We start from the raw sequence: 26961 nt of genomic DNA, 5'->3' as shown, positions 1-26961 counted from the left end.
ACCCCGTCCGACGCATCCGACGCGGCTTGCGCCGAATCCGGCACCGCGCCGGCCTCGTGGGCGGATGCCTCGCCGGGACCGGGCTCCCCCTCCAAGGGCGTCGGCGGGGCCCTGGGACCGGTCCACGCGGCGTGCGGGGCGTCCGGCCCTGCGGTTCGTGGAGCGGGCCGGCTGTCGGGTGTTCGGCAGGGGTCCCTCAGCGTGACACGCGCAGGGAAGCGTCCAAGGCGGTCATCAGCTGTGCGACGCGGTCCTTGCCGGCCGGCGCGAGGGGGTACCGGCCGAGAACGTCGATCAGGACCGGTGTGGCGCGCTGCCGAGCCCGCTCGATCGCCTTGTTCCCGGCCTCGGGATCGTCGCCCGCGTCGATTTCGGCTATGCGCGCCGCACTCGCGGCGGCACGCAGGATGTGGCCCACCTGGTGAGCCTTCGCGATCGGGTGGAGGTACGCGGCGGACGCGGCATCGCCGGCGGCTCGCGCGGCGAGACGTGAGGCTTCGGTGGCGGCTTCCTTCGCCGCTCGGTGCGCGTCCAACGAGGTGACACGCTGCAGCTTGGTCCTCCTCGCGTCGTTGACGAACTCCCATGCGGCGTCAAGGGCCGCGCGAGGCCGGGCATCACCGGGGTTGGCGTCCTCGAACACGGGGAGCACTTCCTGAGCGGTCTCCGCCACGTAGCGTGCCACGACTCGCAACTCGTCCATGGTCAGCTCGAAGTCACCGGACACGGTCGCCGTCATGGGACAAAGCATCTCACGGGCGTTCTGCCTGATCGCCGGTCGCGCCGTCGGGCGCGGGCGCCGGGGCGTTCCGCACCGCGGGCCTCCGCCGGAGCTCCCGGACGTCCCGGCTGCAGCAGCCCGGGCGGCGGCCGGGACGGAGGAACTCGTCCTCAAAGCGCCGGACTCCCTCGCGAAGGGGGTGCGCGGCCGACGGAAGCACAGGAGGCGCGGGACCAGCCAGGGCGCCTCGCCGGCTCGTCCGGCGGCGAGGGGGCGAGGGGGCGAGGAGACGAGGCGGCGAGGGGGCGAGGCCAGGGGGCGGCGGGCCGTGGCGTTCACGCTCTGTGCCCGGGTTCCGGCGCGCGGTCCAGTGGCCGGCGCAGGAACGGTGCGAGGAGGTTGCGGTAGCCGCTGGTGGGCGCCAGGCCCAGTTCGCTGCGCAGTTGCCGGCGGTAGGTGTCGTAGAAGCGCAGCGCGTCGGCGACGTTCCCTTCGGCGAGGTGGATCTCGCTCACGCAGCGGTGAGCGCTTTCCCGCAAAGGGTCCGCCTCCAGTGCGGCCATGGCGAATTCCATGGCCGCGCCCATCTGCCCGGACTCACGCAGTCGCCTGCTGCAGGTCTCCAGGGCGTGCAGGCGCGTCTGGCGGAAGTGCTCGCGCACCACGAGCAGCCAGCTCTCGCCCCAGTCGGGCAGAAGGTCCTGGCGCAGGTAGGCCGGCACCGCCGGCGACCGGGCGGTGAGCTGGTGGGTGGTGAGGTCGCGCACGATGCGGTTGGCGGCGTGCAGATCGACCTGGACGTCCTGGTCCAGCCGGAGGTGTTCGCTGTCGCAGACGATCATCTGGCAGGGGCCGCCGGCACGGGACAGGCGCCACAGGGCGGAGCGCAGGCTGGCGGCGGAGCGCCGGTCGGGCAGGTGCGGCCAGAGCAGTGCGGCCGCGCTGCCGCGGGCCAGGCCCTGCGCGTGGATCGCGAGCAGCACCAGCACCCTCTGCGTGGTGGGCGCCAGGTAGGTGTGTCCGTGCGGGAGGCGGAGCGCGAAGCGGCCGAGCAAGGACACCTCCGCCCGGGGCCGGGGCGGGTGATCGCGGTCGACAGGGATGACTGTCATGTCGGGCTCTCCACGTGGTTTCCGGGAGACGGACAGGACTGTCCGAGTTGTCCGATATGCCGCGAGTCACACGTGCCCCGCGTTCGGGTCCCCGTTCCCGGGGTTCCCGCCGGGCGGATCCGGCCCCTGTGCGTGTGGGCGGCGTCACGGGCGCATCACCGCGCCGCCGCCCTGCGGTTTTCGCGGTTCCCGGCGGCGCGGACCCACCGCCGGGCGGGGCTCGCGGGCCACCGGTACGGCTGTGCGAACACGGTGGGGCGATCGCCGGTAGAGGCACGGACACGTGACGGTGACGGGGGCGGCCTAGCGTCGTGGCACGGGCGGACGAGCGCCGGCACCGGACTTGTCCCCGCCTCGGCCGAAACCGCACCTGCGATCAGGGGAACGCCATGTTCCGACACACTCAGAAGCTCCAGTTCGAGGCCCGGCCGGAGAAGCCGGACCCGGCGTACGCGCACAAGCTGCAGGAACTCGTGGGCGGCGCCTACGGCGAGATGTCCGTGATGATGCAGTACCTCTTCCAGGGGTGGAACACCCGCATCCAGGGCAAGTACAAAGACCTGATCATGGACACCGCCACGGAGGAGATCGGTCACGTGGAGATGCTCGCCACGATGATCGCGCGCCTCCTGGAAGGGGCCCCCGCCACCGCGACCACCAAGATGGCGACCGCCGACCCGGCCGTCGGCGCGGTCCTGGGAGGCATGGACCCGCAGCAGGCCATCGTCGCCGGCGGCGCGGCGCTGCCCGCGGACAGCAACGGCTACCCCTGGAACGGCCGGTACGCGATCGCCAGCGGCAACCTGCTCGCCGACTTCTACGCCAACGTCGCCGCGGAAGCGCAGAGCCGGCTGCAGACGGCCCGGCTGTACAACATGACCGACGACCCGGGCGTGAAGGACATGCTCAAGTTCAACCTCGCCCGCGACACCGTGCACCAGAACCAGTGGCTCGCGGCGATCGAGCAACTGCGCGAGGACGGCCTCGAGGGCGTGGTCGTCCCGGGCGGGTTCGAGGACGTGGAGTACCGCGAACACGCTCAGACGATATGGCACCTGTCCGACGGGGCCGAGTCCGAACTCGGCCTGTGGGCCGGCGGCCCGACTCCGGACGGCGACCACGAGTTCAGCGTGCTGCGATCCCCCGAGCCACTGGGGGACCTCGCCGTGCCCCCGCCGCCCGACCCGAAGCTGTACGCCACCTACGACGGCAGCCGGGGCGAGCCCAAGGGCCCGGTGCTCGGCACCGAGACCGGCCTGAAGGGCAAGATCAAGGACGCGATAACGCCGGACGACTGAGCGCGCGGACCGGGCCCGCCGGCCGGCGGGCCCGGTCCGGCCGTCTTCCGAGAGGAGCACCATGATGCGTCACTCCGTCGTCTCCGCGCCGCCGCGTCACGCAGTGACCCGCCTCGTGCTGAGCGGCCTGTACGCGCTGTCCGCCGTCGTCGGCCTCCTGTACGGCGGCCCTACGCACCAGGCCCTGGCCGTCGTCCTCCTGATCACCGCCCTCGCGGGGCTGCTGTCGGCGAAGGCGGCGCGCCGCCCGGGCCCGCCGCGCGGCGGGCCCCTGCCGGGGAGGCGGCATGCTTGACCCGGCCTCCACCGAACGGGTACCGAACACGCCGCTCGCCCCACCGGCCCGCGCGCCGTCCGTCACGGCCGAGCCCGTGGCCGAGCCCGTCCTCGGGAGCCGGCCGGCACCGAGGACCGCGACCGGTTCCCGGCCGCGGATGGTCCTGGCGATGCTCGGCCCGGCGTTCGTCGTGTCGGTCGCCTACGTGGACCCCGGCAACTTCGCCACCAACATGACGGCCGGCACCCGCTACGGGCCCATGCTGCTGTGGGTGATCGCCGCCGCGAACATCATGGCCGTGTTCGTCCAGTACCTCGCCTGCAAAGCGGGCGTCGCCACGGGCAAGGACCTCCCCCAGCTGTGCCGGGCGCACACCCCCCGCCCGCTGAACCGGACGCTCTGGCTGCAGGCGGAACTCGTCGCGATGGCCACGGACCTGGCCGAGTTCGTCGGCGGCGCCGTCGCCCTGCACATCCTGTTCGGCATCCCCCTGCTGCCCGCCGCCTTCATCGTCGCGGCCGCCTCGCTGCTGCTGCTGACCCTCGCTCCCGAGGGACGGCGCCGCTTCGAGATCGTGACCGCCGCGCTCCTGCTGGTCATCCTCGCCGGCTTCGTCTACCAGGCGGCGGCCGCCGGTGCGTGGAGCGGTGCCCTGTCCGGCATGCGCCCCCGCTTCGCCGACACCCAGAGCATCCTCCTGGCCACCGGCATGATCGGCGCCACCGTCATGCCGCACGTGATCTATCTCCACTCCTCGCTGGCGCGCAGCCCCGCCCGGTCCTCCTGGGAGCGCAAACGCCGCGCGCTGCGCGCCCACCGCTCCGCGCTGTTCATCGCGCTCGGCATCGCGGGACTGGTGAACGCCAGCATGCTCACCATCGCCGCCGCGGCCCTGCACGGAACCGGCACGCGGGAGACGCTCGAGGCCTTCCACGCCGGTCTGGGCAGTGCCCTGGGCCCCGGCGCCGCGTTCGCGTTCGCGCTCGCCCTGCTCGCGTCCGGGTTGGCCTCCTCGGGGGTCGGCACCTTCGCGGGCCAGGTCATCCTGCGCGGTTTCCTCGGGCGCCGCATCCCGCTGACGGTACGCCGCCTGGTGACCATGGCACCGCCCCTGGTCGTCCTCTCCCTGGGCGTCGATCCGACGCAGGCACTCGTCCTCAGCCAGGTCGTGCTGTCCTTCGGGGTCCCCTTCGCGCTCGTTCCCCTGCTGATCTTCACGGCACGCAAGCGGATCATGGGGGCTCTGGTCAACCGCCGCATCACCACGGTGGCCGCCGTCGTGGTGAGCACCGTGATCAGCGCGCTCAACGTCCTGCTCCTCGTGCGCACCTTCACCGCGTGACGCCGACCGCGGATCCCGGCGCGGTCCGGTCGCAGCGAGGCGGACCGGACGGAGGCCCCCGTGGCGGATCGCGCCGGCCGGCGCGCAAGGGCCGCCCTCCCCGGGGCGGCCGGCGCGCAAGGGGCCGCCTCTTCCGGAGACGGTCGCCCCTCCCGGAGACGGCCGGCGCGCCCGGGGGGGAAAGGGCGAAGCACCCGGCAGCGGGGCGTCGGCCGGGCAGGTGCCCGCACGGCCGGTCGCCGCCGAGGGACACGCCGCCCGGTCACCGCCGGCCGCACGGACGCGTGGACGGCCCGGGAGCGCCGGCCGTCTCACGGGGTGGTGGGGAAAGCGGCGGGTGCGGCGACCGAGCGCACCGCGGCCGCGCTCATCGTGCGGCGAAGAGGGCGAACGCCCCCGCCCCACCGCCCAGGAGCAGCAGCTGCACCGTGCCGGGGACGCGCCACCCCAGAGCGAGCAGACCACCGCCGGTGACCACCGCGCCCCCGGTCAGGAACCACATCGCCTGCCGGGCGGCCCGAGGGGCATCCGGTGGATTGGACTGGTCGTAGCCGTCGGCCCACCCCGTCATCCCGTAGCCGTACAGCAACCACGCGATCACCATCAGGTCGACCAGGAACAGCACCGCACCGACCCCGGCCTGCCGGCCGGCCGACGGCCTGCCCACGCTCTTCATTCCCACCACCGTTCCGGCTCCCGCCCGTCCTGCGCCGAGCGCATGGGACGCAGCATGCGGCCTCGGCCCGCACCACGCATGAGTACGCCTACTCAGGCGACCCGGACGACCGCTGCGGGCGCCTTGTCGAGCCCGGCCCGTGGGCGTGCCGGACCCATGCCGCAGGGCGGGCCGACCGCGGCTTCTTCCCGCTGCCGCCCGTCGTCGGTTTCCGCCCCGCGGGCCGGCGGCGGGGCGGGCACCCCCGCGTCGGGGGCGTCCGCCCCGCCGTGCGGGTCAGGCCGGCGTCCTGACCGCCGAGCCCGCCCGGTCCGGCTCCCGTACCACGCGGCGGCGTCGGGCCGGCACGAGCAACGGGTTGGCGACGCCCCAGGCCGCGCCTTTGCAGACCAGTTCCTTGTAGACGGCGGCGGCCCGTCCCGTCAGGGCCGCCCGCACGGCGCGGTCGTCGGCGGTCACGTACTGGATCAGGCCTTCCCTGCGGCCCAGCGAGATGCACTGGTTGAAGTAGCGGATCGGCACCTTCGGGAGCTTCCCGCCGGTCAGGCGCGCCGCGATGGCGTCGGCGGCCTGCCACGCGGTGGGAACGCCCGAGGCGCACGACATCCGCAGCGGCTTGTCGCCGGGGCCCCTCACCAGGGCCGCGTCGCCGATGGCGTACACCTCCGGGTGCGAGACCGAACGCATGGTCCGGTCGACCACGATCCGGCCGGTGCCGGTGACCTCCAGGGTGGTGGCCTTCGCGATCGGGTGGACGGCGAAGCCGGTGGTCCACACGGTGACCGCGGCCGGGAGGGACGTGCCGTCGGCGGTGGCGACGCGGTCGGCCTCGACGCCGGTGACGTCGGCGTGCTCGTGCACGGTGATGCCGAGCCTGTCGAAGACCTTCCGCAGGTGCCGGCCGCCCTTGGACGAGAGCCGGTCGCCGAGGCCGCCGCGGGTGACGAGGGCGACGTCGAGGTCCGGGCGGGCCTCGGCGATCTCGGCCGCGGCCTCCAGGCCGGTGAGGCCGCCGCCGACCACGACCACGGGCTGCCCGGCGTCCAGGCGGCCCAGGCGCTCGCGCAACCGCAGCGCTCCGGGCCGGCCGGCGATCTCGTGGCCGTGCTCGGCGGCGCCGGGGACGCCCTGGTCGTTCCATCCGCTGCCGAGGGCGTACACGAGGGTGTCGTACTCCAGCTCTTCGGCACCGTCCGCGTCGAGGACGGCGACGGCCTTGCGGTCGGCGTCGACACCTGTGACCTTCGCGATCCTCAGTTCCACGCCGGTGCCCGCGAACATCTCCCCGAGGGGGCGGGACTTGAGGTCCTGGCCGACCGCGAGCTGGTGCATCCGGACGCGCTCGACGAAGTCGGGCTCGGCGTTGACGAGGGTGATGGCGACGTCTTCGGGACGCAGCCGCCTGGCGAGGCGCCCGGCGGCGACGGCTCCGGTGTATCCAGCCCCGAGGACGATGATGCGGTGCTGCATTTTCTGGCTCCTGTCTTGAGCGGATTCGCCACCTGAACCGGGCAGCCCGCCGTTTCCTGACAGGAACGCGATGTGAAGCACCTCACATCGGGGTCAGAAGGCGTGGAACAGGGGTTCGCCGTGGTCGCAGGCCGCCCAGCGCCGGGTCGCGCGGTCGAGCTTGTCGGGATTGGCCTGGCTGCGGACGGCGGCGATGCCCTCCGCGGTGACCTCCAGGCACATGACGCCGATGACCCGGCCGTCGAGGACCGCCACGACGGCGGGATCGCCGTTGGCGGTCGTGGCGTGGATTTCGGGCGAGCCGCCGACCAGGGCGCGCTTGGCCCTGCCGGGTTTGAACAGGCCCCGCATGAACGTCGCGACCGCGAGAGCGCCCTCGAACGCCTTGGTGCGGGCCGGGACCTTCCCTCCGCCGTCGCCGATCGAGACGGCGTCCTGGGTGAGCAGCCGCACGAGGGGCTCGGTCCGGCCGCTGGTGGCGGCCGCGAGGAACTCGTCGAGGATCCGCCGGGCGGCGGCCTCGTCGATCTCGACGCGTGCCTTGCCGTCCGCGACGTGCTTCTTGGCGCGGTGGAAGATCTGCTGGCTGGCGGCCTCGGTGATGTCGAGGATCTCGGCGATCTCCCGGTGCGGGTAGCCGAAGGCCTCCCGCAGCACGTAGACCGCCCGCTCGTTGGGGGAGAGACGCTCCAGCAGGGCGAGAACGGCGTACGAGACCGATTCGCGCTGTTCGGCGGTGTCGGCCGGGCCGAGCATCGGGTCCCCGGCGAGCAGCGGCTCGGGGAGCCATTGGCCCACATAGGTCTCGCGCCGCGCGCGGGCCGAGGTGAGCTGGTTGAGGCACAGGTTGGTGAGAACCTTCGTCAGCCAGGCCTCGAGGACCTCGATGTGGTCGGCGTCGGCGGCCTGCCAGCGCAGGAACGTGTCCTGCACGGCGTCCTCGGCCTCGCTCGCGGAGCCGAGGAGGCGGTAGGCGATGGCCTCCAGGCGGGGCCTGAAGGCCTCGAACCGCTCCACGTCGTTCACGGTCAGGGCCATGGCCCGGATCCTAGCCCCCGCGCGACGGTCCCCGCAGTACGGCCCGCGCTGCTCGACCGGTGCTGCTCGGCCGGTGCTGTCCGGTCTCCGGACGCAGCGGATCGCGGTGCCCGGGACCGGTTCCGCGGCCGCGGACGCGACCGGCCGGCGCTCCGGGAACCGGGCCTCGTCCGGTCGGCGCTCCGGGAACCGGGCCTCGTCCGGCCGGTGTCGCGGGCATCGCCCCGTGCCGCGGCCCGCCAAGCGGAAGCGGCACGGAGGACGCCGCAGCGCGGGCGGATCCGGTGGAGATCACCGCGGCGGTCGATGCGCCGGGAGCTGCGATCGATGCGCCGGGAGCCGCGCGGTGGGACGCGGCCGGCGGCGACCGCGGACGCGGTGCGCGTCGTATGCGTGTGCGTGGCGACGGGACAGGGCGGGGCGGGATAACGACCGTGTTCCCGAGACCGGGGCGCCGCACCAGCGCGGTGCGCCGTCCCGCCGACCGGTGGGAACGGCCGGAGGCAGCCCGTTCCGTACCCTGGCGGCATGCGGATGCGCCCCACTTTGAACTGGACCCCCGCCGAGGACCTGCCGCCGGGCAGCACCGACCTGGAGCCGGTCGCCGATGCGCTGAGCGCCGGCGGTGTGCTGGTGCTCAGCGGGGCGGGCATCTCCACGGAGTCGGGCATCCCCGACTACCGGGGCGAGGGCGGGAGCCTGAGCCGGCACACCCCGATGACCTACCAGGACTTCACCGCCAGTGCTCAGGCCCGGCGCCGGTACTGGGCGCGCAGCCACCTGGGCTGGCGCACCTTCGGCCGCGCCCGCCCCAACGCCGGGCACCGGGCCGTGGCCGCGTTCGAGCGGCACGGCCTGCTCTCGGGTGTGATCACCCAGAACGTCGACGGCCTGCACCAGGCCGCCGGCAGCGAGGACGTCGTGGAACTCCACGGAAGCCTGGCCCGGGTCGTCTGCCTCTCCTGCGGTGCCCTCAGCCCGCGCCGCGAACTCGCCCGGCGGCTGGCGGAGGCCAACGCGGACTTCGAGCCGGTGGCCGCGGGAATCAACCCGGACGGTGACGCCGACCTCACCGACGAACAGGTCGGGGACTTTCGCGTGGTGCCCTGCACGGTCTGCGGCGGCGTCCTCAAACCGGACGTGGTGTTCTTCGGCGAAGCCGTTCCGCCGCGACGGGTCGAGCACTGCCGCAAGCTGGTCGGTGAGGCGGCCTCACTGCTGGTCCTGGGCTCCTCGCTGACGGTGATGTCCGGGCTCCGGTTCGTCCGCCAGGCGGCCCAGGCCGGGAAACCGGTGCTGATCGTCAACCGGGACCCGACCCGGGGCGACCGGCACGCCCTCACCCGGGTCGCGCTCCCGCTGGGAACGGCCCTCACCACCGTGGCCGGCCGGCTGGGCATCCCCGTCGGCGGTCAGGCGTCGGCCTGAAGGAGACGGTGACCGTCGGCCTGAAGGAGACGGTGACGACGGTGACGGGACGTCACCAGGGTTCATCGCGCCGGCCCGGAGGGCCGGCGCGGAGCCGCGGCGCCGAGCCCGGCTCGGCCGGGACGGCAGAGGACGGATGAACTCCCGCCCGGCACCGGCTGGTTCACGACGGCGCGCCGCTCGACCACGGTGCAGGACCCGGCATCGTCCGGCGACACCACACCGCCCGGGCCCGATCGGCGCCCCCCGCGAGAGCGCGACCGCCGTGCATCGGGCAGGCGGTCGAGGACTGTCGGCCCGAGTCCGTCGACCACTCCGCGCCTGCGCTACACTTGATCTTGCACACGCCGCCGGTACGACCGGTGGCGAGTCATGCGTCGGTGGTTCAAGGAAAGACGCCCCGCTTCCTGCGGGGAAATGCAGGTGCAAGGCCTGCCCGGCGCTCCACAGGACCCCGCCTCCGGTACTCCCGGGGCGGGGTCTCGAACGTCGCGGGCCGACCCGAGCTGCGGGCCGGTCCCGCAGGGAACCGCACCTGCCCACCGCTTCACCGGTCAGCAGCCCGGCGGCCGGAACGACATCGCCCGGACCCCGGTCGGGCAGCACATCGCGCGAGCGGGCACGCACCCTCCCGGCACTCGCCCCCGTGCGGGGCCGGTGGACGGCTGACGCGGCGGTGCGCACCGACGGACACGCAGGGGTTCCCGCGAAACCGGAACCGCAACGATTCCGTGACATCCCTCACAGCCCTTGCGGGAACTAGGCGCGCCCCATAGTAGACGCCACTCTTACGACATATGGGAATTGTCCGGCTTGGTACTGCCGCATGTCGAGCCGGGGGCGACCGCATTCCGGCAGCTCCGCAATCGGACCTGTTCCTACGGAATTCAGGGGCGCTTGACGGGGCGACAGAATTCGCGGAACGCCGCGACAGCCGGACCAGCACCGCACCTACACCCATGGCAAGGGCCGCCCGGAACTACGAGACAAGGTAGTACCGAGGCTCATTGCATTCCCCTGTGAAGCCGTCCTAGAAATGACGACCCGTAGGGCGTCTCCGCAGTTCAGGACCGGATTCTGCGCAATGCCAGCCACACGAGGGGCGCTCGGCGATTACGGAGTGAGGTCACGCATGGGGAAGCACCGCAAGAAGAGGCACCGTCGAATAGTCATCGCCGTCGCCGCCATAGGGGCCGTGGGCGTGCCGTCCGCCGCCATGGCCTGTGCCGACTGGCAGGACAGCGGAGGAGATCAGTTCTACAGCGCCGGAAAGGGCGCGGCCCAGGAGGGAACGGACGGCGTCGACCGGGGTCGCGACTGGAAAAAGAACAAGGATCGCGACGCGAGCGGCGGCAAGGACAGCGGGCCCGCTCCGGCGGCGTCGAAGACCCCGGCCGCTTCCGCGAAAACCCCGAGGGCCGTGAAGCCGAAGCCCAGGGGCACCACGCCTCCCAGCACTTCGAAGGCCACCACTTCGGCCTCGGCGACACCCACGACGCCGAGCACCCCCAAGGCCACCACCTCGGCCTCGGCGACACCCACGACGCCGAGCACCCCCAAGGCCACCACCTCGGCCTCGGCGACACCCACGACGCCGAGCACCCCCAAGGCCACCGCCCCGGCGTCCGGGGTCACCGCCCGTGTCGTGCAGCTCGTCAACGCCGAGCGCGCCAAGGTCGGTTGCTCGCCCGTGACCGTGAACGCGACCCTGACCAAGGCCGCCCAGGCCCACAGTGAGGACATGGCGGCCCACCGGAACATGTCGCACACCGGGTCCGACGGGTCTTCCCCGGGCGACCGGATCACGCGCGCCGGCTACAGCTGGAGCACCTTCGGCGAGAACGTCGCCTACGGTTACGCCACTCCCGAGCAGGTCATGGCGGGCTGGATGTCCAGCCCTGGCCACAAGGCCAACATCCTCAACTGCGCGTTCAAGGAGATCGGCGTCGGCCTCGCCCAGCCCGGCGACTACTGGACCCAGGACTTCGGAACCGCCCGGTAGGAGACGGCAGGGCAACGGGCTCTCGGCCCATGTCACCGCGGTGACATGGGCCGAGAGCCCGTTTTCCCCGGGATCCGCGGTCGCGTCCGGCACTCGGGTGTCCCCGGTCCCCCCGAACGGCCCAGTTCCGCCGCGCTGGGCGGGCACGCGCACGACAGGAATGTCACGGTATGGGAGGGGTGGGGTACAGGAGCGGATCGAGGAGGCGGAATGCCGCAGGCCGGAGTCGGCGACGACGTCGAGCGCGCTGTCGCAGCAGCGGATGCGGCCGTGGCCCCGTCCGGTCCGGGGGGCGACTTCGATCGGCTGAGCGCCGTCGCCGACGCCGTCCTGTACGAGGGCTACCTGCTCTACCCCTACCGTCGCTCGTCGCCCAAGAACCGGGTGCGCTGGCAGTTCGGCGTGCTCTTCCCCCGTGACTGGGTGGAGCGGGACGGCCCCGTCGTTCCCGGGGTCTCGGGATCGGCCGACTCCTGGTACCAGCGGACCGAGTGCCTGCTGCGCGTCCGGCAGCCGCAGGCGGTGGTGCGCGTGCGGGTGCGGTACCTGCAGATGCAGCACAAGCAGGTGGAGGAGACCGGCCGGGACGGACGGCACCGTCCGGTCGGGTCGCTGAACGCGGACGACGGCACGGTGCACCTGACCTTCGACGAGGCGGTACCGCGCGAGACGGACCTCGTCGTACGCCTGGAGGATCTGCTCGGCCCGGAGATCCTCTTCCCGGTCGGGGCACCCGCCGGGGAGGAGACCGAAGGGCTCCCCGGGGGCGCCGGGCGCGTGGTACGGCGGCGCGCCGCCGTCCGGGCGAGCACGGCCGTCGCCGCCGAGCGGCTCGGGAACGACGTCTGCCGTCTTCGGATCCGTACTGAGAACACGGGGCCGGCACCGAACCCGCGGGCCGTTCGCGACGAGGCGCTGCAGGGCGCGCTCATCGCGACGCACACGCTCGTCGGCGGCGACGGCGTGGAGTTCGTCTCGCTCGTCGACCCGCCGGCGGACCTGCTCGGGCACGCCCGCGCGTGCCGCAACGCGTTCACCTTCCCGGTCCTCGGCGGACCGCCGCCCGGGGACGCCCCGTGCGGCGAGCCCGCCGGAGGAGCCCAGGACGGGGCCCGCGGCCCCCTCCTCATCTCCTCGCCGATCATCCTGCCCGACCACCCGCAGGTGGCCCCCGAGAGTCCGGGCGACCTGCACGACGCCGCGGAGATCGACGAGATCCTGACGCTGCGCACGCTGCTGCTGACCGACCAGGAGAAGCGCGAGGCGCGCGCCACCGACCCGCGTGCCGCCCGGATCCTGGACCGGGTGGAGACCATGCCGCCGGAGGTCTTCGCCCGGTTGCACGGCACCATCCGGTCGCTGGTCCCGGCCATGCCGCCGGACCCCGCCGCGCCCTCGCCGGCCGCCGCGGCCACGGCCCCTCCCGCCCCCGTGCCCGCCCCCGCGGGCGACCGGCCGGCGTGGTGGCGGGAGGGCGCCGACGACGGCCTGTCCCCCACGACCGACACGGTGCCGGTCGACGGCGTCCCGGTGGGCGGGGGCAGCCGGGTGCGGCTGCGCCCGCGGGGCCGGGGTGCCGACGCCCAGGACATGTTCCTGGCCGGGCGGACCGCACGGGTCGCCGCCGTCTTCCACGACGTGGACGGCGGCGTGTACCTGGCCGTGACGCCGGACGACGATCCCGCGGCCGAACTGAACGGCTGGTACGGCCGCTTCCACTACTTCCGGCCCGACGAACTCGAACCGCTGGAGTCCTCGGCGTCCCCGCACGCCGCGGGTCCCGCGGAGCCGCCGGAGTTCCGGCCGTCGCGCGAGCGGCCCGGGCAGCCGGCCGGCGGACGGGGCGAAGGGCGCCCCGGTGGACGGGGCGGGGGGCGGTCCGGTGGACGGGGCGGGGGGCGGTCCGATGAACGGGGCGGGGGGCGGTCCGATGAACGGGCCTGACATCGCGGCACCGGATCGCCGGGCCGACGCCGGGCCGTTCCGCGGGCGGCCCGAGCACGCGGCGCCGCAAAAGCGGCCGATCCCCGCTCCCCCGCCGCGAAGCCGCCCCCTCCCCGCGCACCCGCCGCCCGGCTGCGAGCGGCCGGCCGCAGCACACGACCGACTCGGGGACCGACAGCAGCGGAGGCCCACGACATGACCACCGACAGCGGCACGCACGATGTTGCCACCGAGCCGAGCCGTGCCGAGGCGCGCGAAGGCTTCGAGGAGATCACCATCCTCTGGATCTCCGAGGGGATGAGCTGCGACGGCGACTCGGTGTCGTTCACCGCGGCCGGCCAGCCCGCCGTCGAGGACCTGGTCCTCGGACTCGTCCCGGGCCTGCCGAAGGTGAACCTGCACAACAAGGTGCTCTCGCCGAGCCTCGGCGGCGAGGACTTCCTCGCTCCCTACCGCGCGGCGGTCCGCGGCGAGCTAGCACCGTTCATCCTGGTCATCGAGGGTTCGATCCCGAACCAGAACATCATCGAGGGCGACGGGTACTGGACGTCGTTCGGCAACGACCCGGAGACCGGTGAACCGCTGACCCTCAACTGGTGGATCGACCGGCTGGCCCCGAAGGCGTGGGCGGTGGTCGCCGCCGGCACCTGCGCCACGTACGGCGGCATCCACGCGATGGCGGGCAACCCCACCGGCTGCATGGGCCTGGCCGACTACCTCGGCTGGGACTTCACGTCGCAGGGCGGCCTGCCGATCGTGAACGTCCCCGGCTGCCCGATCCAGCCGGAGAACTTCATGGAGACCCTCCTGTGGGTCCTCTACCACGCGGCCGGGGCAGCCCCGCCGCCCCCGCTGGACCAGATGCTGCGCCCGCAGTGGCTGTTCGGGAAGACCGTGCACGAGGGCTGTGACCGCGCCGCGTACTACGAGCAGGCCGACTTCGCCCGGGACTACAACTCCCCCAAGTGCCAGGTGAAGGTGGGCTGCTGGGGACCGGTCGTCAACTGCAACGTGCCCAAGCGCGGCTGGATGGGCGGTCTCGGCGGCTGTCCGAACGTCGGCGGCGTCTGCATCGGCTGCACCATGCCCGGCTTCCCCGACGCGTTCATGCCGTTCATGGACGAGCCGCCGGGCGGCAGCCTCTCCTCCCTCATGATCAAGCCCTACGGGGCCTTCGTCCGGCGGATGCGCGGCATCACCAACGCCGTCGTCAACCGCGAACCCAAGTGGCACCACAACAAGCCGCAGCTCACCTCCGGCTACGACCCCTACTGGCGCCCGTGACGCGCGGCCCGGCTCCCCCGCCGGGCCGCGCCCGCGCACACGCCTTCCCCCCGTCCGACGCAACGCGCAGCGAGAACAGGAACGCACATGACCACAACCGAGGACCGGACCGGGGCCGCCGGGCGGAAACCCCCGCAGATCGTGGACATGTCCTGGGACCCGATCACCCGGATCATCGGCAACCTCGGCATCTACACGAAGATCGACTTCGCCAACCGGGAAGTGGTGGAGTGCCGCAGCACCTCGTCCCTCTTCCGCGGCTACTCGGTGTTCATGAAGGGCAAGGACCCGCGCGACGCGGGCTTCATCACCTCGCGCATCTGCGGCATCTGCGGCGACAACCACACCACGTGCTCGAACTACGCGCAGCAGATGGCGTACGGCGTGAAGACGCCCCCGCTGGCGGAGCACATCATGAACCTCGGCGAGGCCGCCGAGTACCTGTTCGACCACACGATCTTCCAGGACAACCTCGTCTTCGTCGACTTCTGCGAAGCGATGGTCAAGGCCACCAACCCGGGCGTGCTGGCCCGGGCCGAGCGCACCCCGGCGCCCCGCGGGGACATCCACGGCTACCGGACCATCGCCGACATCATGCGCGCCTTCAACCCCTTCGAGGGCGAGGTGTACCGGGAGGCGCTGAAGGTCAGCCGGATCACCCGCGAGATGTTCTGCCTGATGGAGGGGCGCCACGTCCACCCGTCGACGATGTATCCCGCCGGCGTCGGCACGATGCCGCAGCCGAACACCTTCACCGACTACCTCTCCCGCCTGACCAGGGTCATCGACTTCGTCAAGGAGGCCGTGGCGCTGAACGACGACGTCTTCGACTTCTTCTACGAGGCGCTGCCCGGCTACGAGGAGGTGGGCCGCCGCCGCGTCCTGCTCGGCTGCTGGGGCGCCTTCCAGGACCCGGCCGTCGTCGACTACCGCTACGAGAACATGAACCACTGGGGCAAGGCGATGTACGTCACCCCGGGCATCGTCGTCGACGGCGAGCTGGTCACCAACGACCTCGTCGACATCAACCTCGGCCTGCGCGTCCTGCTGGGCAGCTCCTACTACGAGGACTGGGAGCACCAGGAGCCCTTCGTCACCCACGACCCGCTCGGCAACCCGGTCGACATGCGCCACCCGTGGAACCAGACCACCGTGCCGGTGCCGCAGAAGCGCGACTTCGACGCCAAGTACAGCTGGGTGATGAGCCCGCGCTGGTATCACAAGGACAGCGACTCCCACCTCGCCCTGGACACCGGCGGCGGCCCGCTCGCCCGGCTGTGGTCCACGGCCCTGAGCGGCCTGGTCGACACCCCGTACGTGAAGGCCACCGGGCACAGCGTGCGGATCTCGCTGCCGAAGAGCGAGAAGCTGCCGGAGACGACGCTGGAGTGGCACATCCCGAAGTGGAGCAACACCATCGAACGGGACCGCGCCCGGCCCTACTTCGTCGCCTACGCCGCGGCCATGGCCTTCCAGTTCCTGGAGGAGGCGATGCAGATGGTGCGCGCCGGCGAGACCAAGGTGTTCCAGAACTTCGAGGTGCCCGACGAGGCCGTCGGCGTCGGCTTCCACGAGGCGGTGCGCGGGGTGCTCTCCCACCACCTGGTGATCAAGGACAAGAAGATCGCCAACTATCATCCGTACCCGCCGACCCCCTGGAACGCCAGCCCGCGCGACAGCTACGGGACCCCCGGCCCGTACGAGGACGCCGTCCAGGGCCAGCCCGTCTTCGAGGAGAACGGGCCGGAGGACTTCAAGGGCGTCGACATCATGCGCACCGTGCGCAGCTTCGATCCCTGTCTGCCCTGTGGTGTGCACATGTACCTGGGCAAGGGGAAGACGCTCACGACGCTGCACTCCCCCACCTACGGTGCGTCCCATGACTGAGCCCGCGTCCATGCCGGTCTCGCGACCGCCCGGCGGTGCCGGGCCCGCCCTCCGGCTGGACGACGGCGAGGTGGCGGCGCGGGTCGCCCGCATCGACGAGCTGCTGGAGAAGGTGCAGACCGCGCCCGGACCCATGGCGCGCACGGCCGTCGACGCCGTCCGCACGCTCACCGAGGTCTACGGCGAGGCGCTGGCCCGGGTCCTGGACCACGCGGACGCCGTCCTGGCCGGGCGGCTGGCCGAGGACGAGCTCCTCGGGCACCTGCTCGTGCTGCACGACCTGCATCCCGAGCCGCCGGAGCGCCGCGCCGCCCGCGCCGTCGAGCGGCTGCGGCCCGCTGTGCGGGAGCGCGGCGGCGACGTGGCGCTGGACGGCGTCGAGGGGCCGGTCGCCCGCGTGCGGCTGCGCACCGCCGGATGCGGCTCCGGGTGCGGCTCGGCCTCCTCCGGAGTCGAGGAGGCGGTACGGGAGGCCGTGCTCGCCGCGGCGCCGGAGCTGACGGCGGTCGAGACCGTGCCGGAGGCGGCGTCCCGGCCCCCCGCCTTCGTCCCCGTCGACTCGCTGCTGCGCCGGCCCGCCGGGCCGCAGGGGGCGACATGACCGGCGGCGCCCTGGCCGCGCTCATCCGCTCCTCCGCCAGCCGGCGGGCCGAAGGCCCCGAGGAGCGGTGCGAACTGTGCGCCGCGCCGCTCGCGGACGACCACCGGCACCTGTACGACACCGGCCGCGAGGAGGCGCTGTGCGCCTGCCCGGCGTGCTCGGTGCTGTTCGCGGGGGACGGGGCGGGCGACCGCCAGTACCGGCTGATCCCGCAGCGGCGGGTGAAGCTGCCGCCGGTCGAGACCGGACCGCTCGGGGTGCCCGTCGGCATGGCGTTCTTCGTGCCCCGGGAGGACGGCGCGGTCGTCGCGTACTACCCGAGCCCGGCGGGGGCCACCCGGTGGGAGGTGGATGCCTCGGCGTGGCAGGAGGCGGTGTCGCGGTGTCCGGATCTCGCGGGCGTGGTACCCGAGGTGGAGGCACTGCTGGTGAACACCGCCCGGAACCTGCGGCACCACTGGATCGTGCCGGTCGACGAGTGCTTCCGGCTGGTCGCCCTCGTCCGCCGGGAGTGGCGGGGGCTGTCCGGCGGCGGCCGCCTGTGGCCCGCCGTCGAGGAGTTCTTCGCCGGGCTGGCCGCACACCCGTGACCGGCGCGGCGACAGGAGCCGCCGCCGGACCCGGCGGCGGAGCACCGCGGGAAAGGAGTACGGCATGGGCACGATCAAGGTCGGCAGGCCCCAGGCGAAACCCGACACGCCCACGCACGTCAAAGGCCTCCACCAGGGCAACCGGGGCCCGCGCCGCCGGCAGCCCGGGCACCACGAGGACGGCACGGCCGACGCGCGCCGCTCCACCGGGGTCCACTGGAAGCGGCACAACAGGGTCATGGAGAGCATGCCGAGCATCTCCCCGGGCTGAGCCCCGGCGGTCGGGCACGGCACGAGGAGCACGAACGAGCAGGGAGTGGCGATGAACGCCAAACGGATTCTGGTTGCGGAGGCGGTACTGCTCGGCGGCGTCGCCCTGGCGGTCCTGGTCGCGGAGTTCCCGGGAATCGTGCGGGAGGTCCGGCTGTGGCGCATGGCCGGCTTCCGCCCCGGCCCCGGCAACCCCCTCCGAGCCGGGCGTGCATGAGCTGTCGATCGCGACCGCGATCGTGGAACAGGCCGGCGAACTGGCGCGGGCGGACGGGACGGACTCCGTCTCGGCGGTGACCGTGCGGGTCGGCGAGCTGGCGGGCGTGGTGCCCGAGGCCCTCGACTTCGCCTTCGAGGTGGCCCGCGACGGCACCGCCCTCGCCACGGCCCGGCTCGTCGTCGAGCGGGTCCCCGCCCGTGCCTGGTGCGAGCCGTGCGCCGAGGAGTTCCCGGTGGGCGTGCCGCCGTTCTTCTGGTGCCCGGGCTGCGACCGCCCCGCCCCGACGCTGCGCAGCGGCCGGGAACTGGAGATCACCGGGATCGAGCCGGCACCGGCGCGGCCCTGAGTGCCCGCCCCTGACCGGCGAGGCCGGGAGAAGAACCCGTCCGGCGCCGTGCGTCAGGGCGCGGCCAGGACGAGGCGGCGGGCGAAGTTGCGGTAGCCGAGGCGTTCGAAGGCGGCGGCCATGGGGCGGTTGGGCAGGTCGGTGTCGGCGCGGACGACGCCGGCGCCGGCCTCGTCGGCGAGGAAGCGGGTGATCTCGGCGAGGAGGTCGTCGACGTAGCCGTGGCCGCGGTGCCCGGGGAGCACGCCGAGGTAGCCGACGACGTGCGAGGCCGTGTTGCGCGAGGGCAGGGCGAAGCCGACGGGTTCGCCGTCCGGTGTCTCGGCCATGCGCCACCAGGACCGTTCCCCCCGCATCGTGTCCCGGTAGAAGGCGATGTCGGCGCGGGCCTGGGCGGTGGCGCCCAGGGTTTCGGCCTCGGTGCGGGTGCCGACGTCGAGGGTGCCCTCCAGTACCCGGCGGAACAGGTCGGCGAAGACGTCGTCGTCCGGTTCGGGGCGGAAGCGGAGGCGGTCGGACGGCCGTGGCACGGGGACCTCCCGGGTCCACTCGTAACGGAGCCGTTCGAGCGGGACGGTCAGTCCGGCGCGGCGGGCCGCTTCCCGGCGCCAGTCGAGGGCGGCGACGGCTTCGGGCCGCTCGCGCCAGTCCGCGGGCAGCAGGACGTGGTATTCCGGCGGCGTGGCCGTCCCGTGCGCGGCGAAGGCGGTGTGCGCGGCGGTGAGGAGGCCGGCCGCGAGCGTCGTACGGGCCTCGGCGGAGCCGGCGGGCTCCTGCGCGTGGAGCGTGTCGAGCACGCTGGGTGCCGTGGCGCCGGGGGTCCCCCACCACAGGGCGATGGCGTGCACCTCGCCGCCGTCCTCGGCGAGCCAGGTCCACTCGGGCCGGTACTCGCCCGTGGTGAGCCCTTGCCGGAAAGTGCCGGCGTCGGCCCAGGCGCCGGCCTGGCCGGGCGGGAGCAGGCGGAGAACGCGGTCGAGGTCGGATGCGGTCATGGGGCGGAGGATCACCGTGTCTCCTTGCGGACGGGACGGGCCGGTGCGGGTGGACCGGTCAGGCCCGGAGGCGGTCGAGGAAGCCGGCGATGAGCGGGGCGATGTCGGGGAGGCGGTCCTCCAGGGCGAAGTGGCCCGTGGGGAAGAGGTGGAGTTCCGCGTCGGGTACGTCGCGCAGGTAGGCGCGGGCGCCGGGTTCGGGGAAGAAGGGGTCGCCGGTGCCCCAGGCGATGAGGGTGGGCGGGCGGTGTTCGCGCAGCCAGGCCTGCCAGTCGGGGTAGGCGGCGATGTTGTTCTTGTAGTCGTACGCGAGGGCGAGTTGGGCCTGTTTGCGGCCCGGCCGGTCCAGGAAGTGCTGGTCGAGCAGCCAGCCCTCCGGTGCGACCAGCGTGGGGTCGGCGGTGCCGCCCTCGTACTGGGCGCGGGTGGCGGCGAGGGTGAACAGGGAAAGGATCGTGCTCTCGGCGCCGGGGGTGTCCGGGGTGAGCGCGGTGAAGTCGCGGGCGGCGTCGGACAGGCCCTCGGCGTAGGCGTTGCCGTTCTGCACGACGAGGCCGGTCACCCGCTCGGGGTGGCGCAGGGCCAGGCGGAAGCCGACCGGCGCGCCGAAGTCGAAGAGGTACATCGCGTAGCGGGTCAGTCCGAGCCGCTCGGTGAAGCCCTCGACGATGTCGGCCAGACGCTCGAAGGAGTGGGTGAAGCCGTCGGGAGTGCGGGTGTGCCCGAAGCCGGGGTAGTCCGGGGCGATCAGCCGGTAGTGACCGCCCAGGCTGTCGATCAGGCGCCGGAACTGGTGCGAGGCGGAGGGGAAACCGTGCAGGAGCAGCAGGACCGGGGCGTCGGCGCGTTCCGGCAGCGACTCCCGGTAGAAGACCTCCACGCCGTCGACCTCGACGAAGCGGTGGGTGGCGCGGGCCGGGACCGAGACGTGGGAGAGGGCCGCGGGAACCGTCATGTCACATGCCTCCTTGGCGTGTCCATGCATGAGATCCTGCCCCACGGGTTCTAATGGGTCAAGCGCCACATGTACCATTAGGCATATGCGTGACAGTGAACCGCTGACCGGCGAGCCGCTGGCCCTGGACCTCGTCAACACCCGCCCCGCGGGCTCCGACGGCCGCACCGACCTGCTCGACACGCCGCAGCGCCTGGCCGCCTGGCTCGCGCTGCAGGACGACCGGCTGGGCGCGGAAACGGGCGGCGGCGTGCCGACGGGGGCCGACCTCGCCGCCGTCCACGCCGTACGCGCCCACACCGAGGCGGCGGTCCGGGCCGTGCTGCACGGGCAGGAGCCCCCCGCCGCCGCCCTGCGTGTCCTCACCGACGCCCAGCGCGCCGCGCCCGCCGTCCGCGAACTGGCCTGGGACGGCAGCACGGTGACGGCGACGCCCCGTCGCACCGGCCCGCTCGGTGTCCGCCTCGCCGCCCGGCTGGCCGAGGCCGCCGCCGACCTGCTCACCGACCCCGCCGTCGGCAGGCTCAGACAGTGCGAGGCCGACGGCTGCGTGATGCTCTTCCTGCCCGCCCACCCCCGCCGCCGCTGGTGCTCCCCCGGCCGCTGCGGCAACCGCGCCCGCGTCGCCCGCCACTACCGGCGCCACAAACAGCCCGCCGGCCGGCAGCGGTGAAAGAGGTCAACCGCCGATGAGGCGCGGGGACCGGGAACAGGCCCGGGCGGGACGACGGACACGGCCCTGACGGTGCGGGTGATGTCGCCCCTCCGTCAGGGCCGTTCGCGGGTGCCGGAGGCGTCAGCAGATGCGCGGCAGCTGCTCGCCGAGGGGCATGTCCACCACCCGGGTGCCGCCCAGACCGGTGGAGACCACCACCATGCCGGGGTGCTCGGCGACGCACTCGCCGATGAGCGCGGCGCCCGCGCCCTGCGGGTGGGCACGCATCGCGGCCAGGACCTCGTCGGCCGCCGGGCGGGGTACGAAGGCGACCAGGCGGCCCTCGTTGGCCACGTACAGCGGGTCCAGGCCGAGGAAGCCGCAGGCGGCCGCGACGGCGTCCGGCACCGGGACGGCCCGCTCGCGCAGCCGTACGCCGGTGCCGGAGGTGCGGGCGATCTCGTTGAGCGACGCGGCGAGCCCGCCACGGGTGGGATCGCGCAGCACGTGGATGTCGGGGGCGACCGCGAGCATGGCCGCCACCAGGTCGGCGAGGGGCGCGGTGTCGCTGGCCACCTCGACGCCGAAGTCCATGCCCTCCCGTACGCTCATGATCGCCACACCGTGCAGGCCGATCGGGCCGCTGAGGAGGACGGCGTCGCCGGGCCGCGCGCGCTGCGGGCGGATGTCCACGCCGTCCGGGACGAGCCCGATCCCGGCGGTGGTGACGTACACGCCGTCGCCGTGCCCCGCCTCCACCACCTTCGTGTCTCCCGTGACCACCGTGACCCCCGCCGCGGCGGCCGCCCGCCCGAGGGAGCGCGCGATCCGCTCCACCACGGCCAGCTCCACGCCCTCCTCCAGGACGAACGCGGCGGACAGGTGGGCCGGCCGGGCGCCGCTCATCGCCAGGTCGTTGACGGTGCCGTTGACCGCCAGGTCGCCGAGGCTGCCGCCGGGGAAGAACAGCGGCCTGACCACGTAGGAGTCGGTGGAGAACGCCAGCCGGGCGCCACCGAGGTCGAGGACGGCGGAGTCGCCGAGCGCGGCGAGGGTGGCGTTGCCGTACGCGGGGGTGAAGACCTGCTCGACGAGTTCGGCGGACAGGGTGCCGCCGCCCCCGTGCCCCATCACCACGATCGGCTGGTCGCGCAGGGGGGCCGGACACGTCCAGTTCGCGGGGTCGACGGGGGCCGACGGGTCAGCGAGTTCAGCCAACGGGGTTCATCTCCTCCTGCGGGGCCCGGGAGCCGTCCGGCACCGGGCCGTCCATCCGGCGGTACAGGTAGTAGGCCGCGCAGGCGCCCTCGCTGGAGACCATGGTGGCGCCGAGCGGGGTGCGCGGGGTGCAGTCGGTGCCGAACGCGGGACATCCGGTGGGTTTGATCAGCCCTTGGAGCACGTCGCCGCTGCGGCACACCGCGGGTTCCTCGGTGCGGATGCCGGCGACGTCGAAGCGGTGCTCGGCGTCGAAGGCGCGGTAGGCGTCCGTCAGCCGCCAGCCGCTGGCGGGGATGCGCCCGATGCCGCGCCAGGCCCGGTCGGTGACCTCGAAGACCTCCTCGATCATGCGCAGCGCGGCCGGATTGCCCTCCGCGCGCACGGCGCGGGCGTAGGCGTTCTCCACGCGGTGCTCCCCGCGCTCCAGCTGATGGACCGCGAGGCGGATGCCTTCGAGGATGTCCAGCGGCTCGAAGCCGGTCACCACCACCGGTACCCGATGGCGTTCGGCCAGGCCCGGGTACTCGGCGGTGCCCATCACGCTGCACACGTGCCCGGCGGCCAGGAAGCCCTGCACCCGGCAGGCGGGGGCCGTCATGACGGCCTCGATGGCCGGCGGCACCCGCACGTGGGACACCAGCAGGCTGAAGTTGTCGACGCCGAGACGGCGGGCCTGGTGGACGGCCATGGCGTTGGCGGGCGCGGTGGTCTCGAAGCCGATGGCGAAGAACACCACCTGGCGGTCCGGGTGCCGGCGGGCGAGTTCGAGCGCGTCCAGCGGGGAGTACACCACACGGACGTCTCCGCCCTCGCCCTTGACCCGGAACAGGTCCCGGCCGGTGCCCGGCACCCGCAGCATGTCCCCGAACGAGCAGAAGACCACCTCGGGGCGGGAGGCGATCTCCAGCGCCTTGTCGATCATCTCCAGCGGGGTGACGCACACGGGGCAGCCGGGCCCGTGGATCAGTTCGACCTCGTCCGGCAGCAACTGGTCGATGCCGTGCCGGATGATCGAGTGCGTCTGGCCGCCGCACACCTCCATCAGCGCCCACGGCCGGGTGACCGTCGCGCGGATCTCGTCCAGCAGCCGCCGCGCCAGGTCCGGGTCGTTGAACTCGTCGATGTACCTCATCGGGTCTCGCTCCCGCTCTCCCCGCGCCGGTCGGTGGCGGGGGCGTGCGGGGCGCCGCTCCCGGCCTGCTGCGCCGCCTGCTGCCAGGCGTCGCCGAACTCCTCCTCCAGCAGGCCCAGTTGCTCGAAGAGCTCCAGGGACGCCCGGGCCGACTCCTCGTCGAGTTTCTGAAGGGCGAACCCGACGTGGACGATGACGTACTCCCCGACCCGCACGTCGGGCACGTACTCCAGGCACGCCTGCTTGCGCACACCGCCGAAGTCGATCGTCCCGGTGAGCGGGTCGGCACGGTCGTCGATGGCCACGACTCTGCCGGGCACTGCCAGACACATGGGTCACTCCGTCTCGTCGCTGTGTGCGGTCGCCGTTTCCTCACGCCGCTCCCGGGCCGCGACCACGAGCTGCCCGAGGGCCAGTCCCCCGTCACCGGGCGGTACCTCGCCGTGGCGCAGCACCGTGAAGCCGTCCGCGGCCAGCAGTGCCGTGCACTCCTGTTCCAGCAGGCCGTTGGCGAACACACCGCCGCTCAGGGCGACGGTGGCCAGTCCGGTGGCGCGGCGCGCCCTGCGGCAGATCTCGGCGACGGCCCCGGCCACACCGCGGTGGAACCGGGCCGCGAGCACCGGCGCCGGGGTGCCGCGGCGCAGGTCGGCGACGAGGGCTCGCAGCACCGGCGCGGGATCGCATCTCAGGGGGGCGCCTCCCTCCGGGAACGCGAAGGCGTACGCCGATGCGTCCGCGTCCCACGCGGCGGCGGCCGCGGCCTCCAGTTCCAGCGCGGCCTGTGCCTCGTAGCCCGCGCGGTGGCACACCCCCGCCAGGGAGGACACGGCGTCGAAGAGCCGTCCCATGCCCGACGTGGGCACACACGCGATCTGGCTCGCCAACTGCTTTTCCAGCAGGGCCAGTTCATGCCGTGAACAGGCCACGACGCTGGGCAGGTCGCGGTCCCACGGCAGGCCCGCGGCCCACAGCCGCGCCAGTGCCGTGCGGCAGGGGTTGGCGACGGCCGCGTCGCCGCCGGGCAGCGGGGCGGGGGCCAGGTGGGCGAAACGCCGGTAGCCGGCGTAGTCGGCGAGCAGGACCTCGCCGCCCCAGACCGTGCCGTCGTCGCCGTAGCCGGTGCCGTCGAAGGCGACGCCGATCACGGGCGTGGTGCCGTCCAGGCCGCCTTCCGCCATCGCCGAGGCGATGTGCGCGTGATGGTGCTGCACGAGGACGGGCCGCGTCCGCGGCAGTCCGGCGGCGCGGTGGCGGGCCCACCGGGCGGAGTGGTAGCCCGGGTGCCGGTCGGCGGCGACGAGGGCGGGGGTGACGCCGGTCAGGTGCCGCATGTGCCGCTCCGCGCGCCCGGCGGCCTCCAGGCCGGCCAGGTCGCCCATGTCCCCGATGTGCGGGCCGAACCAGGCGTGGTCGCCGTCGCCGAGGCAGAGCGCGTTCTTCAGGTCGCCGCCCACGGCGAGCGCGGGGCGCACCGCCAGCGGGAGGCGCAGCGGGCGGGGCACGTATCCGCGGGAGCGGCGCAGCACCTGCTCGGTGCCGTCGGGGCGCACCCGCAGCAGCGAGTCGTCGCAGGGCGCGGCGATGCCGCGGTCGTGGACGAGCCAGGCGTCGGCCACCCCCGCCAGCCGGGTCAGGGCCTCGTCGTCGTCCGTGACGATCGGCTCGCCGGAGCGGTTGCCGCTGGTCATGACGAGCACGCGGGGACCCGGAGGGTCGCCGGGCAGTCCGAACAGCAGGGTGTGCACCGGGGTGTAGGGCAGCAGCACCCCGAGGTGCGGGCTGCCCGGGCACACGCCGGGCGCGAGCCGGAGGCCGTCCGGATCGGCGCGCCGGCGCAGCAGCACGATGGGGCGCCGGGGGCTGGTGAGCGCGGCCCGTTCGCCGTCGGAGAGCCGGGCGACGCGCCGTACGGTCGGCAGGTCGGCGCACATCACCGCGAACGGCTTGCCGCCCCGCTCCTTGCGGGCGCGCAGGGCGGCGACGGCCCGCTCGTCGGTGGCGTCGCAGGCGAGGTGGTAGCCGCCGACGCCCTTGACGGCGACGATCCGCCCGGCGGCCAGCAGCCCGCGGGCCGCCGCCAGGGCGTCCGCGTCCCGCGCCGGGCGGACCCCGGTGCCGCTCCCGGGCACCAGGCGCAGCCGGGGCCCGCAGTCCGGGCAGGCCACGGGCTGGGCGTGGAAGCGCCGGTCGCCGGGGTCGCCGTACTCCCCCGCGCAGGCGGCGCACATCGGGAAGTCCGCCATGGTCGTGGCGGCGCGGTCGTACGGCAGGGCGGTGGCGATGGTGAAGCGGGGACCGCAGTGGGTGCAGGTGACGAACGGGTGCCGGTGGCGGCGGTCGGCCGGGTCGGCCAGCTCGCGCAGGCAGTCGGCGCAGGTGGCGGTGTCGGGCGGGAGCTGGGTGCGTCCCGGGGACCGCTCGGAGGGCCGGATGGTGAAGCCCTCGGTGGCACCGGTGGCGGGCACGTCCTCCACGCCGACACCGGTCACGGCGGCCAGCGGCGGCGGCTCCTGGGCCAGCCGGGAGCAGAACCGCGCGACGCCCGTGGCCGGCCCCTCCACCTCGATCAGCACCCCCTGTGCGGTGTTGCTGACGAACCCGGCCAGGGCGAGGTCGGCGGCCAGCCGGTGCACGTACGGGCGGAACCCCACGCCCTGCACCGTGCCCCGCACGGTGATGCGGCGGCGCACCGTCTCGGCGGCGGGCGCGGTCACGGGGCGGGGGTGACGTGCGCGTGCCCGGTCACCGACCCGTCGGGGCCGTGCACGTGCGGGTGGGGCGCGAGGGGAGGCCGGTGCACGGGCGCGCCGTTGCGCACGGCGAGGACACGTTCCAGGACGGTGCCGACGCCGTCGCCGGTGCGCGCGCAGGACCCTACGATCTCCACGCCCGGGTTGACCCGGTGCACATGGGTGCGGAAGGCGGTCTCGTCGAAGCCGGCGGGCCCGGCCAGGTCGGTCTTGGTGAGCACCACCAGATGGGCGGAGCCGAAGGCGGTCGGGTACTTCAGCGGCTTGTCCTCGCCCTCGGTCACCGCCATCAGCACGACGCGCAGGGTTTCGCCGAGGTCGTAGGAGGCCGGGCAGACGAGGTTGCCGACGTTCTCCACGAACAGCAGCTCGGTGGTCTCGGGCAGCCATCCCTCGAGGTGGCCGCGTACCTGGCGGGCCTCCAGATGACACAGTCCGTCGGTCAGCAGCTGCTTCGCCGGGGCCCCCGAGCGGGCCAGCCGGCGGGCGTCGTTCTCGGTGGCCAGGTCGGCGGTGAGCGCGGCGACCGGAACGCCCCGCCGCACCGCCCGGGCCAGCACCCGGCCGAGCAGCTCCGTCTTGCCGCTGCCGGGGCTGGAGAGCAGGTTGACCATGATCGCGCCCCGCCGCGCGAGGTCGTCGCGCAGGGCGTCGGCCAGGCCGTCGTTCTTCGCCAGCACGGCCTGTCTGACATCGGCGGACTGACACATGCGCGCTGCTCCTCGGGGCCGGGACAGGACAGGA

At 73.8% G+C, this 26961-nt stretch carries 27 protein-coding genes; 14 read left to right on the top strand and 13 right to left on the bottom strand.

Features of this window, described 5'->3' with window-relative positions:
* Window positions 1-196 precede the first annotated feature (196 nt).
* Together AB0L29_RS02445 and AB0L29_RS02440 are read right to left on the bottom strand one after the other, a co-directional pair.
* Window positions 197-739: a putative immunity protein gene (locus tag AB0L29_RS02445; RefSeq protein ID WP_365822462.1), complete on the bottom strand. Its 543-nt coding sequence runs from the start codon at window positions 737-739 to the stop codon at window positions 197-199.
* A gap of 317 nt (window positions 740-1056) precedes the next feature.
* Window positions 1057-1833, bottom strand: a complete 777-nt coding sequence (locus tag AB0L29_RS02440; RefSeq protein WP_365822460.1) for a BTAD domain-containing putative transcriptional regulator — start codon at window positions 1831-1833, stop codon at window positions 1057-1059.
* Between the two features lie 389 nt (window positions 1834-2222).
* Here AB0L29_RS02440 and AB0L29_RS02435 point away from each other — a divergent pair, with 389 nt between their 5' ends.
* The 3 genes from AB0L29_RS02435 to AB0L29_RS02425 all read left to right on the top strand — a co-directional run bounded on the left by AB0L29_RS02435 (window position 2223) and on the right by AB0L29_RS02425 (window position 4750).
* A complete protein-coding gene (locus AB0L29_RS02435; protein WP_365822458.1) occupies window positions 2223-3131 on the top strand; it encodes a manganese catalase family protein in 909 nt (302 codons plus the stop codon).
* Between the two features lie 61 nt (window positions 3132-3192).
* Window positions 3193-3426 (top strand): hypothetical protein, encoded by a 234-nt coding sequence (locus tag AB0L29_RS02430; protein ID WP_365822456.1) that lies wholly within the window; start codon window positions 3193-3195, stop codon window positions 3424-3426.
* Window positions 3419-4750: an Nramp family divalent metal transporter gene (locus AB0L29_RS02425; RefSeq protein WP_365822454.1), complete on the top strand. Its 1332-nt coding sequence runs from the start codon at window positions 3419-3421 to the stop codon at window positions 4748-4750. Before AB0L29_RS02430 ends, AB0L29_RS02425 begins: the two co-directional genes overlap by 8 nt.
* A gap of 367 nt (window positions 4751-5117) precedes the next feature.
* Here the strand turns inward: AB0L29_RS02425 and AB0L29_RS02420 are convergent, their stop codons facing one another.
* The 3 genes from AB0L29_RS02420 to AB0L29_RS02410 all read right to left on the bottom strand — a co-directional run bounded on the left by AB0L29_RS02420 (window position 5118) and on the right by AB0L29_RS02410 (window position 7934).
* Window positions 5118-5426, bottom strand: coding sequence for a DUF6234 family protein (locus AB0L29_RS02420; protein ID WP_365822452.1), 309 nt, complete (start codon window positions 5424-5426; stop codon window positions 5118-5120).
* A 276-nt stretch (window positions 5427-5702) separates the two neighbouring features.
* Window positions 5703-6896, bottom strand: a complete 1194-nt coding sequence (locus AB0L29_RS02415) for an FAD-dependent oxidoreductase (protein ID WP_365822450.1) — start codon at window positions 6894-6896, stop codon at window positions 5703-5705.
* Window positions 6897-6989: 93 nt separating this feature from the next.
* A complete protein-coding gene (locus AB0L29_RS02410) occupies window positions 6990-7934 on the bottom strand; it encodes an RNA polymerase sigma-70 factor (protein ID WP_365822448.1) in 945 nt (314 codons plus the stop codon).
* 528 nt (window positions 7935-8462) lie between these two features.
* Between AB0L29_RS02410 and AB0L29_RS02405 the strand changes: the two genes are divergently transcribed.
* Complete coding sequence (locus AB0L29_RS02405; protein ID WP_365822446.1) at window positions 8463-9362, top strand: NAD-dependent protein deacetylase; 900 nt, start codon at window positions 8463-8465, stop codon at window positions 9360-9362.
* A 1257-nt stretch (window positions 9363-10619) separates the two neighbouring features.
* On the opposite strand, the gene AB0L29_RS02400 is transcribed toward AB0L29_RS02405, so the two are convergent.
* The gene (locus AB0L29_RS02400) at window positions 10620-10997 is read right to left on the bottom strand and encodes a hypothetical protein (protein WP_365822444.1); all 378 of its coding nucleotides are present in this window, start codon (window positions 10995-10997) and stop codon (window positions 10620-10622) included.
* Window positions 10998-11007: 10 nt separating this feature from the next.
* On the opposite strand from AB0L29_RS02400, the gene AB0L29_RS02395 reads away from it, so the two are divergent.
* The 9 genes from AB0L29_RS02395 (at window position 11008) to hypA (ending at window position 18506) form a co-directional block, all read left to right on the top strand.
* On the top strand, window positions 11008-11364 hold the full coding sequence (locus AB0L29_RS02395; RefSeq protein ID WP_365822442.1) for a CAP domain-containing protein: 357 nt from the start codon (window positions 11008-11010) through the stop codon (window positions 11362-11364).
* A gap of 210 nt (window positions 11365-11574) precedes the next feature.
* Window positions 11575-13308 carry a hypothetical protein gene (locus AB0L29_RS02390; protein WP_365822440.1) on the top strand — a complete coding sequence of 578 codons (1734 nt, stop codon included), beginning with the start codon at window positions 11575-11577 and terminating at the stop codon, window positions 13306-13308.
* A gap of 195 nt (window positions 13309-13503) precedes the next feature.
* Entirely contained in the window at window positions 13504-14592 is a 1089-nt protein-coding gene (locus AB0L29_RS02385; protein ID WP_365822438.1) for a hydrogenase expression protein HypE, read from the top strand.
* An 87-nt stretch (window positions 14593-14679) separates the two neighbouring features.
* The gene (locus tag AB0L29_RS02380; protein ID WP_365822436.1) at window positions 14680-16479 is read left to right on the top strand and encodes a nickel-dependent hydrogenase large subunit; all 1800 of its coding nucleotides are present in this window, start codon (window positions 14680-14682) and stop codon (window positions 16477-16479) included.
* Window positions 16472-17080 (top strand): NifU family protein, encoded by a 609-nt coding sequence (locus AB0L29_RS02375; protein WP_365822434.1) that lies wholly within the window; start codon window positions 16472-16474, stop codon window positions 17078-17080. Before AB0L29_RS02380 ends, AB0L29_RS02375 begins: the two co-directional genes overlap by 8 nt.
* Window positions 17077-17670: a DUF5947 family protein gene (locus AB0L29_RS02370; RefSeq protein ID WP_365822432.1), complete on the top strand. Its 594-nt coding sequence runs from the start codon at window positions 17077-17079 to the stop codon at window positions 17668-17670. Before AB0L29_RS02375 ends, AB0L29_RS02370 begins: the two co-directional genes overlap by 4 nt.
* Window positions 17671-17734: 64 nt before the next feature.
* The gene (locus AB0L29_RS02365; protein WP_365822430.1) at window positions 17735-17941 is read left to right on the top strand and encodes a hypothetical protein; all 207 of its coding nucleotides are present in this window, start codon (window positions 17735-17737) and stop codon (window positions 17939-17941) included.
* 51 nt (window positions 17942-17992) lie between these two features.
* Window positions 17993-18157, top strand: a complete 165-nt coding sequence (locus tag AB0L29_RS02360; RefSeq protein WP_365822428.1) for a hypothetical protein — start codon at window positions 17993-17995, stop codon at window positions 18155-18157.
* Window positions 18150-18506, top strand: coding sequence for a hydrogenase maturation nickel metallochaperone HypA (gene hypA / locus AB0L29_RS02355; protein WP_365822427.1), 357 nt, complete (start codon window positions 18150-18152; stop codon window positions 18504-18506). The genes AB0L29_RS02360 and hypA overlap by 8 nt, the downstream gene beginning before the upstream one ends.
* A gap of 53 nt (window positions 18507-18559) precedes the next feature.
* On the opposite strand, the gene AB0L29_RS02350 is transcribed toward hypA, so the two are convergent.
* The gene (locus AB0L29_RS02350) at window positions 18560-19501 is read right to left on the bottom strand and encodes a GNAT family N-acetyltransferase (RefSeq protein ID WP_365822425.1); all 942 of its coding nucleotides are present in this window, start codon (window positions 19499-19501) and stop codon (window positions 18560-18562) included.
* Between the two features lie 58 nt (window positions 19502-19559).
* Window positions 19560-20456, bottom strand: a complete 897-nt coding sequence (locus tag AB0L29_RS02345; protein WP_365822423.1) for an alpha/beta hydrolase — start codon at window positions 20454-20456, stop codon at window positions 19560-19562.
* An 85-nt stretch (window positions 20457-20541) separates the two neighbouring features.
* Between AB0L29_RS02345 and AB0L29_RS02340 the strand changes: the two genes are divergently transcribed.
* Window positions 20542-21129: an ABATE domain-containing protein gene (locus tag AB0L29_RS02340; protein WP_365822422.1), complete on the top strand. Its 588-nt coding sequence runs from the start codon at window positions 20542-20544 to the stop codon at window positions 21127-21129.
* A 123-nt stretch (window positions 21130-21252) separates the two neighbouring features.
* Here AB0L29_RS02340 and hypE read toward each other — a convergent pair whose 3' ends face one another.
* From hypE to hypB, 5 genes are read right to left on the bottom strand one after another with little or no spacing between them, the layout of a single operon-like run.
* Window positions 21253-22329: a hydrogenase expression/formation protein HypE gene (gene hypE, locus AB0L29_RS02335; protein WP_365822421.1), complete on the bottom strand. Its 1077-nt coding sequence runs from the start codon at window positions 22327-22329 to the stop codon at window positions 21253-21255.
* The gene (gene hypD, locus AB0L29_RS02330) at window positions 22322-23464 is read right to left on the bottom strand and encodes a hydrogenase formation protein HypD (protein WP_365822420.1); all 1143 of its coding nucleotides are present in this window, start codon (window positions 23462-23464) and stop codon (window positions 22322-22324) included. The genes hypE and hypD overlap by 8 nt, the downstream gene beginning before the upstream one ends.
* Window positions 23461-23796 carry a HypC/HybG/HupF family hydrogenase formation chaperone gene (locus AB0L29_RS02325; protein WP_365822419.1) on the bottom strand — a complete coding sequence of 112 codons (336 nt, stop codon included), beginning with the start codon at window positions 23794-23796 and terminating at the stop codon, window positions 23461-23463. The genes hypD and AB0L29_RS02325 overlap by 4 nt, the downstream gene beginning before the upstream one ends.
* 3 nt (window positions 23797-23799) lie before the next feature.
* Complete coding sequence (hypF, locus tag AB0L29_RS02320) at window positions 23800-26181, bottom strand: carbamoyltransferase HypF (protein ID WP_365822418.1); 2382 nt, start codon at window positions 26179-26181, stop codon at window positions 23800-23802.
* Window positions 26178-26927, bottom strand: coding sequence for a hydrogenase nickel incorporation protein HypB (hypB, locus tag AB0L29_RS02315; protein WP_365822417.1), 750 nt, complete (start codon window positions 26925-26927; stop codon window positions 26178-26180). Before hypB ends, hypF begins: the two co-directional genes overlap by 4 nt.
* Window positions 26928-26961 lie beyond the last annotated feature (34 nt).

The sequence above is a fragment of the Streptomyces sp. NPDC052701 genome (genome assembly GCF_040678355.1).
GTDB lineage: Bacteria > Actinomycetota > Actinomycetes > Streptomycetales > Streptomycetaceae > Streptomyces.
The sequence above is the reverse complement of the archived record's forward strand: the minus strand, read 5'-3'. Positions and strand labels throughout refer to the sequence as shown.

Coding starts and splice junctions, on each gene's coding strand:
- AB0L29_RS02425 (WP_365822454.1), top strand. CDS start 3,419: ATGCTTGACCCGGCCTCCACCGAACGGGTACCGAACACGCCGCTCGCC.
- AB0L29_RS02410 (WP_365822448.1), bottom strand. CDS start 7,934: ATGGCCCTGACCGTGAACGACGTGGAGCGGTTCGAGGCCTTCAGGCCC.
- AB0L29_RS02420 (WP_365822452.1), bottom strand. CDS start 5,426: ATGAAGAGCGTGGGCAGGCCGTCGGCCGGCCGGCAGGCCGGGGTCGGT.
- AB0L29_RS02370 (WP_365822432.1), top strand. CDS start 17,077: ATGACCGGCGGCGCCCTGGCCGCGCTCATCCGCTCCTCCGCCAGCCGG.
- AB0L29_RS02360 (WP_365822428.1), top strand. CDS start 17,993: ATGAACGCCAAACGGATTCTGGTTGCGGAGGCGGTACTGCTCGGCGGC.
- AB0L29_RS02325 (WP_365822419.1), bottom strand. CDS start 23,796: ATGTGTCTGGCAGTGCCCGGCAGAGTCGTGGCCATCGACGACCGTGCC.
- AB0L29_RS02390 (WP_365822440.1), top strand. CDS start 11,575: ATGCCGCAGGCCGGAGTCGGCGACGACGTCGAGCGCGCTGTCGCAGCA.
- hypD (WP_365822420.1), bottom strand. CDS start 23,464: ATGAGGTACATCGACGAGTTCAACGACCCGGACCTGGCGCGGCGGCTG.
- AB0L29_RS02340 (WP_365822422.1), top strand. CDS start 20,542: ATGCGTGACAGTGAACCGCTGACCGGCGAGCCGCTGGCCCTGGACCTC.
- AB0L29_RS02380 (WP_365822436.1), top strand. CDS start 14,680: ATGACCACAACCGAGGACCGGACCGGGGCCGCCGGGCGGAAACCCCCG.
- AB0L29_RS02385 (WP_365822438.1), top strand. CDS start 13,504: ATGACCACCGACAGCGGCACGCACGATGTTGCCACCGAGCCGAGCCGT.
- AB0L29_RS02405 (WP_365822446.1), top strand. CDS start 8,463: ATGCGGATGCGCCCCACTTTGAACTGGACCCCCGCCGAGGACCTGCCG.
- AB0L29_RS02415 (WP_365822450.1), bottom strand. CDS start 6,896: ATGCAGCACCGCATCATCGTCCTCGGGGCTGGATACACCGGAGCCGTC.
- AB0L29_RS02345 (WP_365822423.1), bottom strand. CDS start 20,456: ATGACGGTTCCCGCGGCCCTCTCCCACGTCTCGGTCCCGGCCCGCGCC.
- hypB (WP_365822417.1), bottom strand. CDS start 26,927: ATGTGTCAGTCCGCCGATGTCAGACAGGCCGTGCTGGCGAAGAACGAC.
- AB0L29_RS02375 (WP_365822434.1), top strand. CDS start 16,472: ATGACTGAGCCCGCGTCCATGCCGGTCTCGCGACCGCCCGGCGGTGCC.
- AB0L29_RS02350 (WP_365822425.1), bottom strand. CDS start 19,501: ATGACCGCATCCGACCTCGACCGCGTTCTCCGCCTGCTCCCGCCCGGC.
- AB0L29_RS02445 (WP_365822462.1), bottom strand. CDS start 739: ATGACGGCGACCGTGTCCGGTGACTTCGAGCTGACCATGGACGAGTTG.
- AB0L29_RS02435 (WP_365822458.1), top strand. CDS start 2,223: ATGTTCCGACACACTCAGAAGCTCCAGTTCGAGGCCCGGCCGGAGAAG.
- AB0L29_RS02365 (WP_365822430.1), top strand. CDS start 17,735: ATGGGCACGATCAAGGTCGGCAGGCCCCAGGCGAAACCCGACACGCCC.
- AB0L29_RS02440 (WP_365822460.1), bottom strand. CDS start 1,833: ATGACAGTCATCCCTGTCGACCGCGATCACCCGCCCCGGCCCCGGGCG.
- AB0L29_RS02430 (WP_365822456.1), top strand. CDS start 3,193: ATGATGCGTCACTCCGTCGTCTCCGCGCCGCCGCGTCACGCAGTGACC.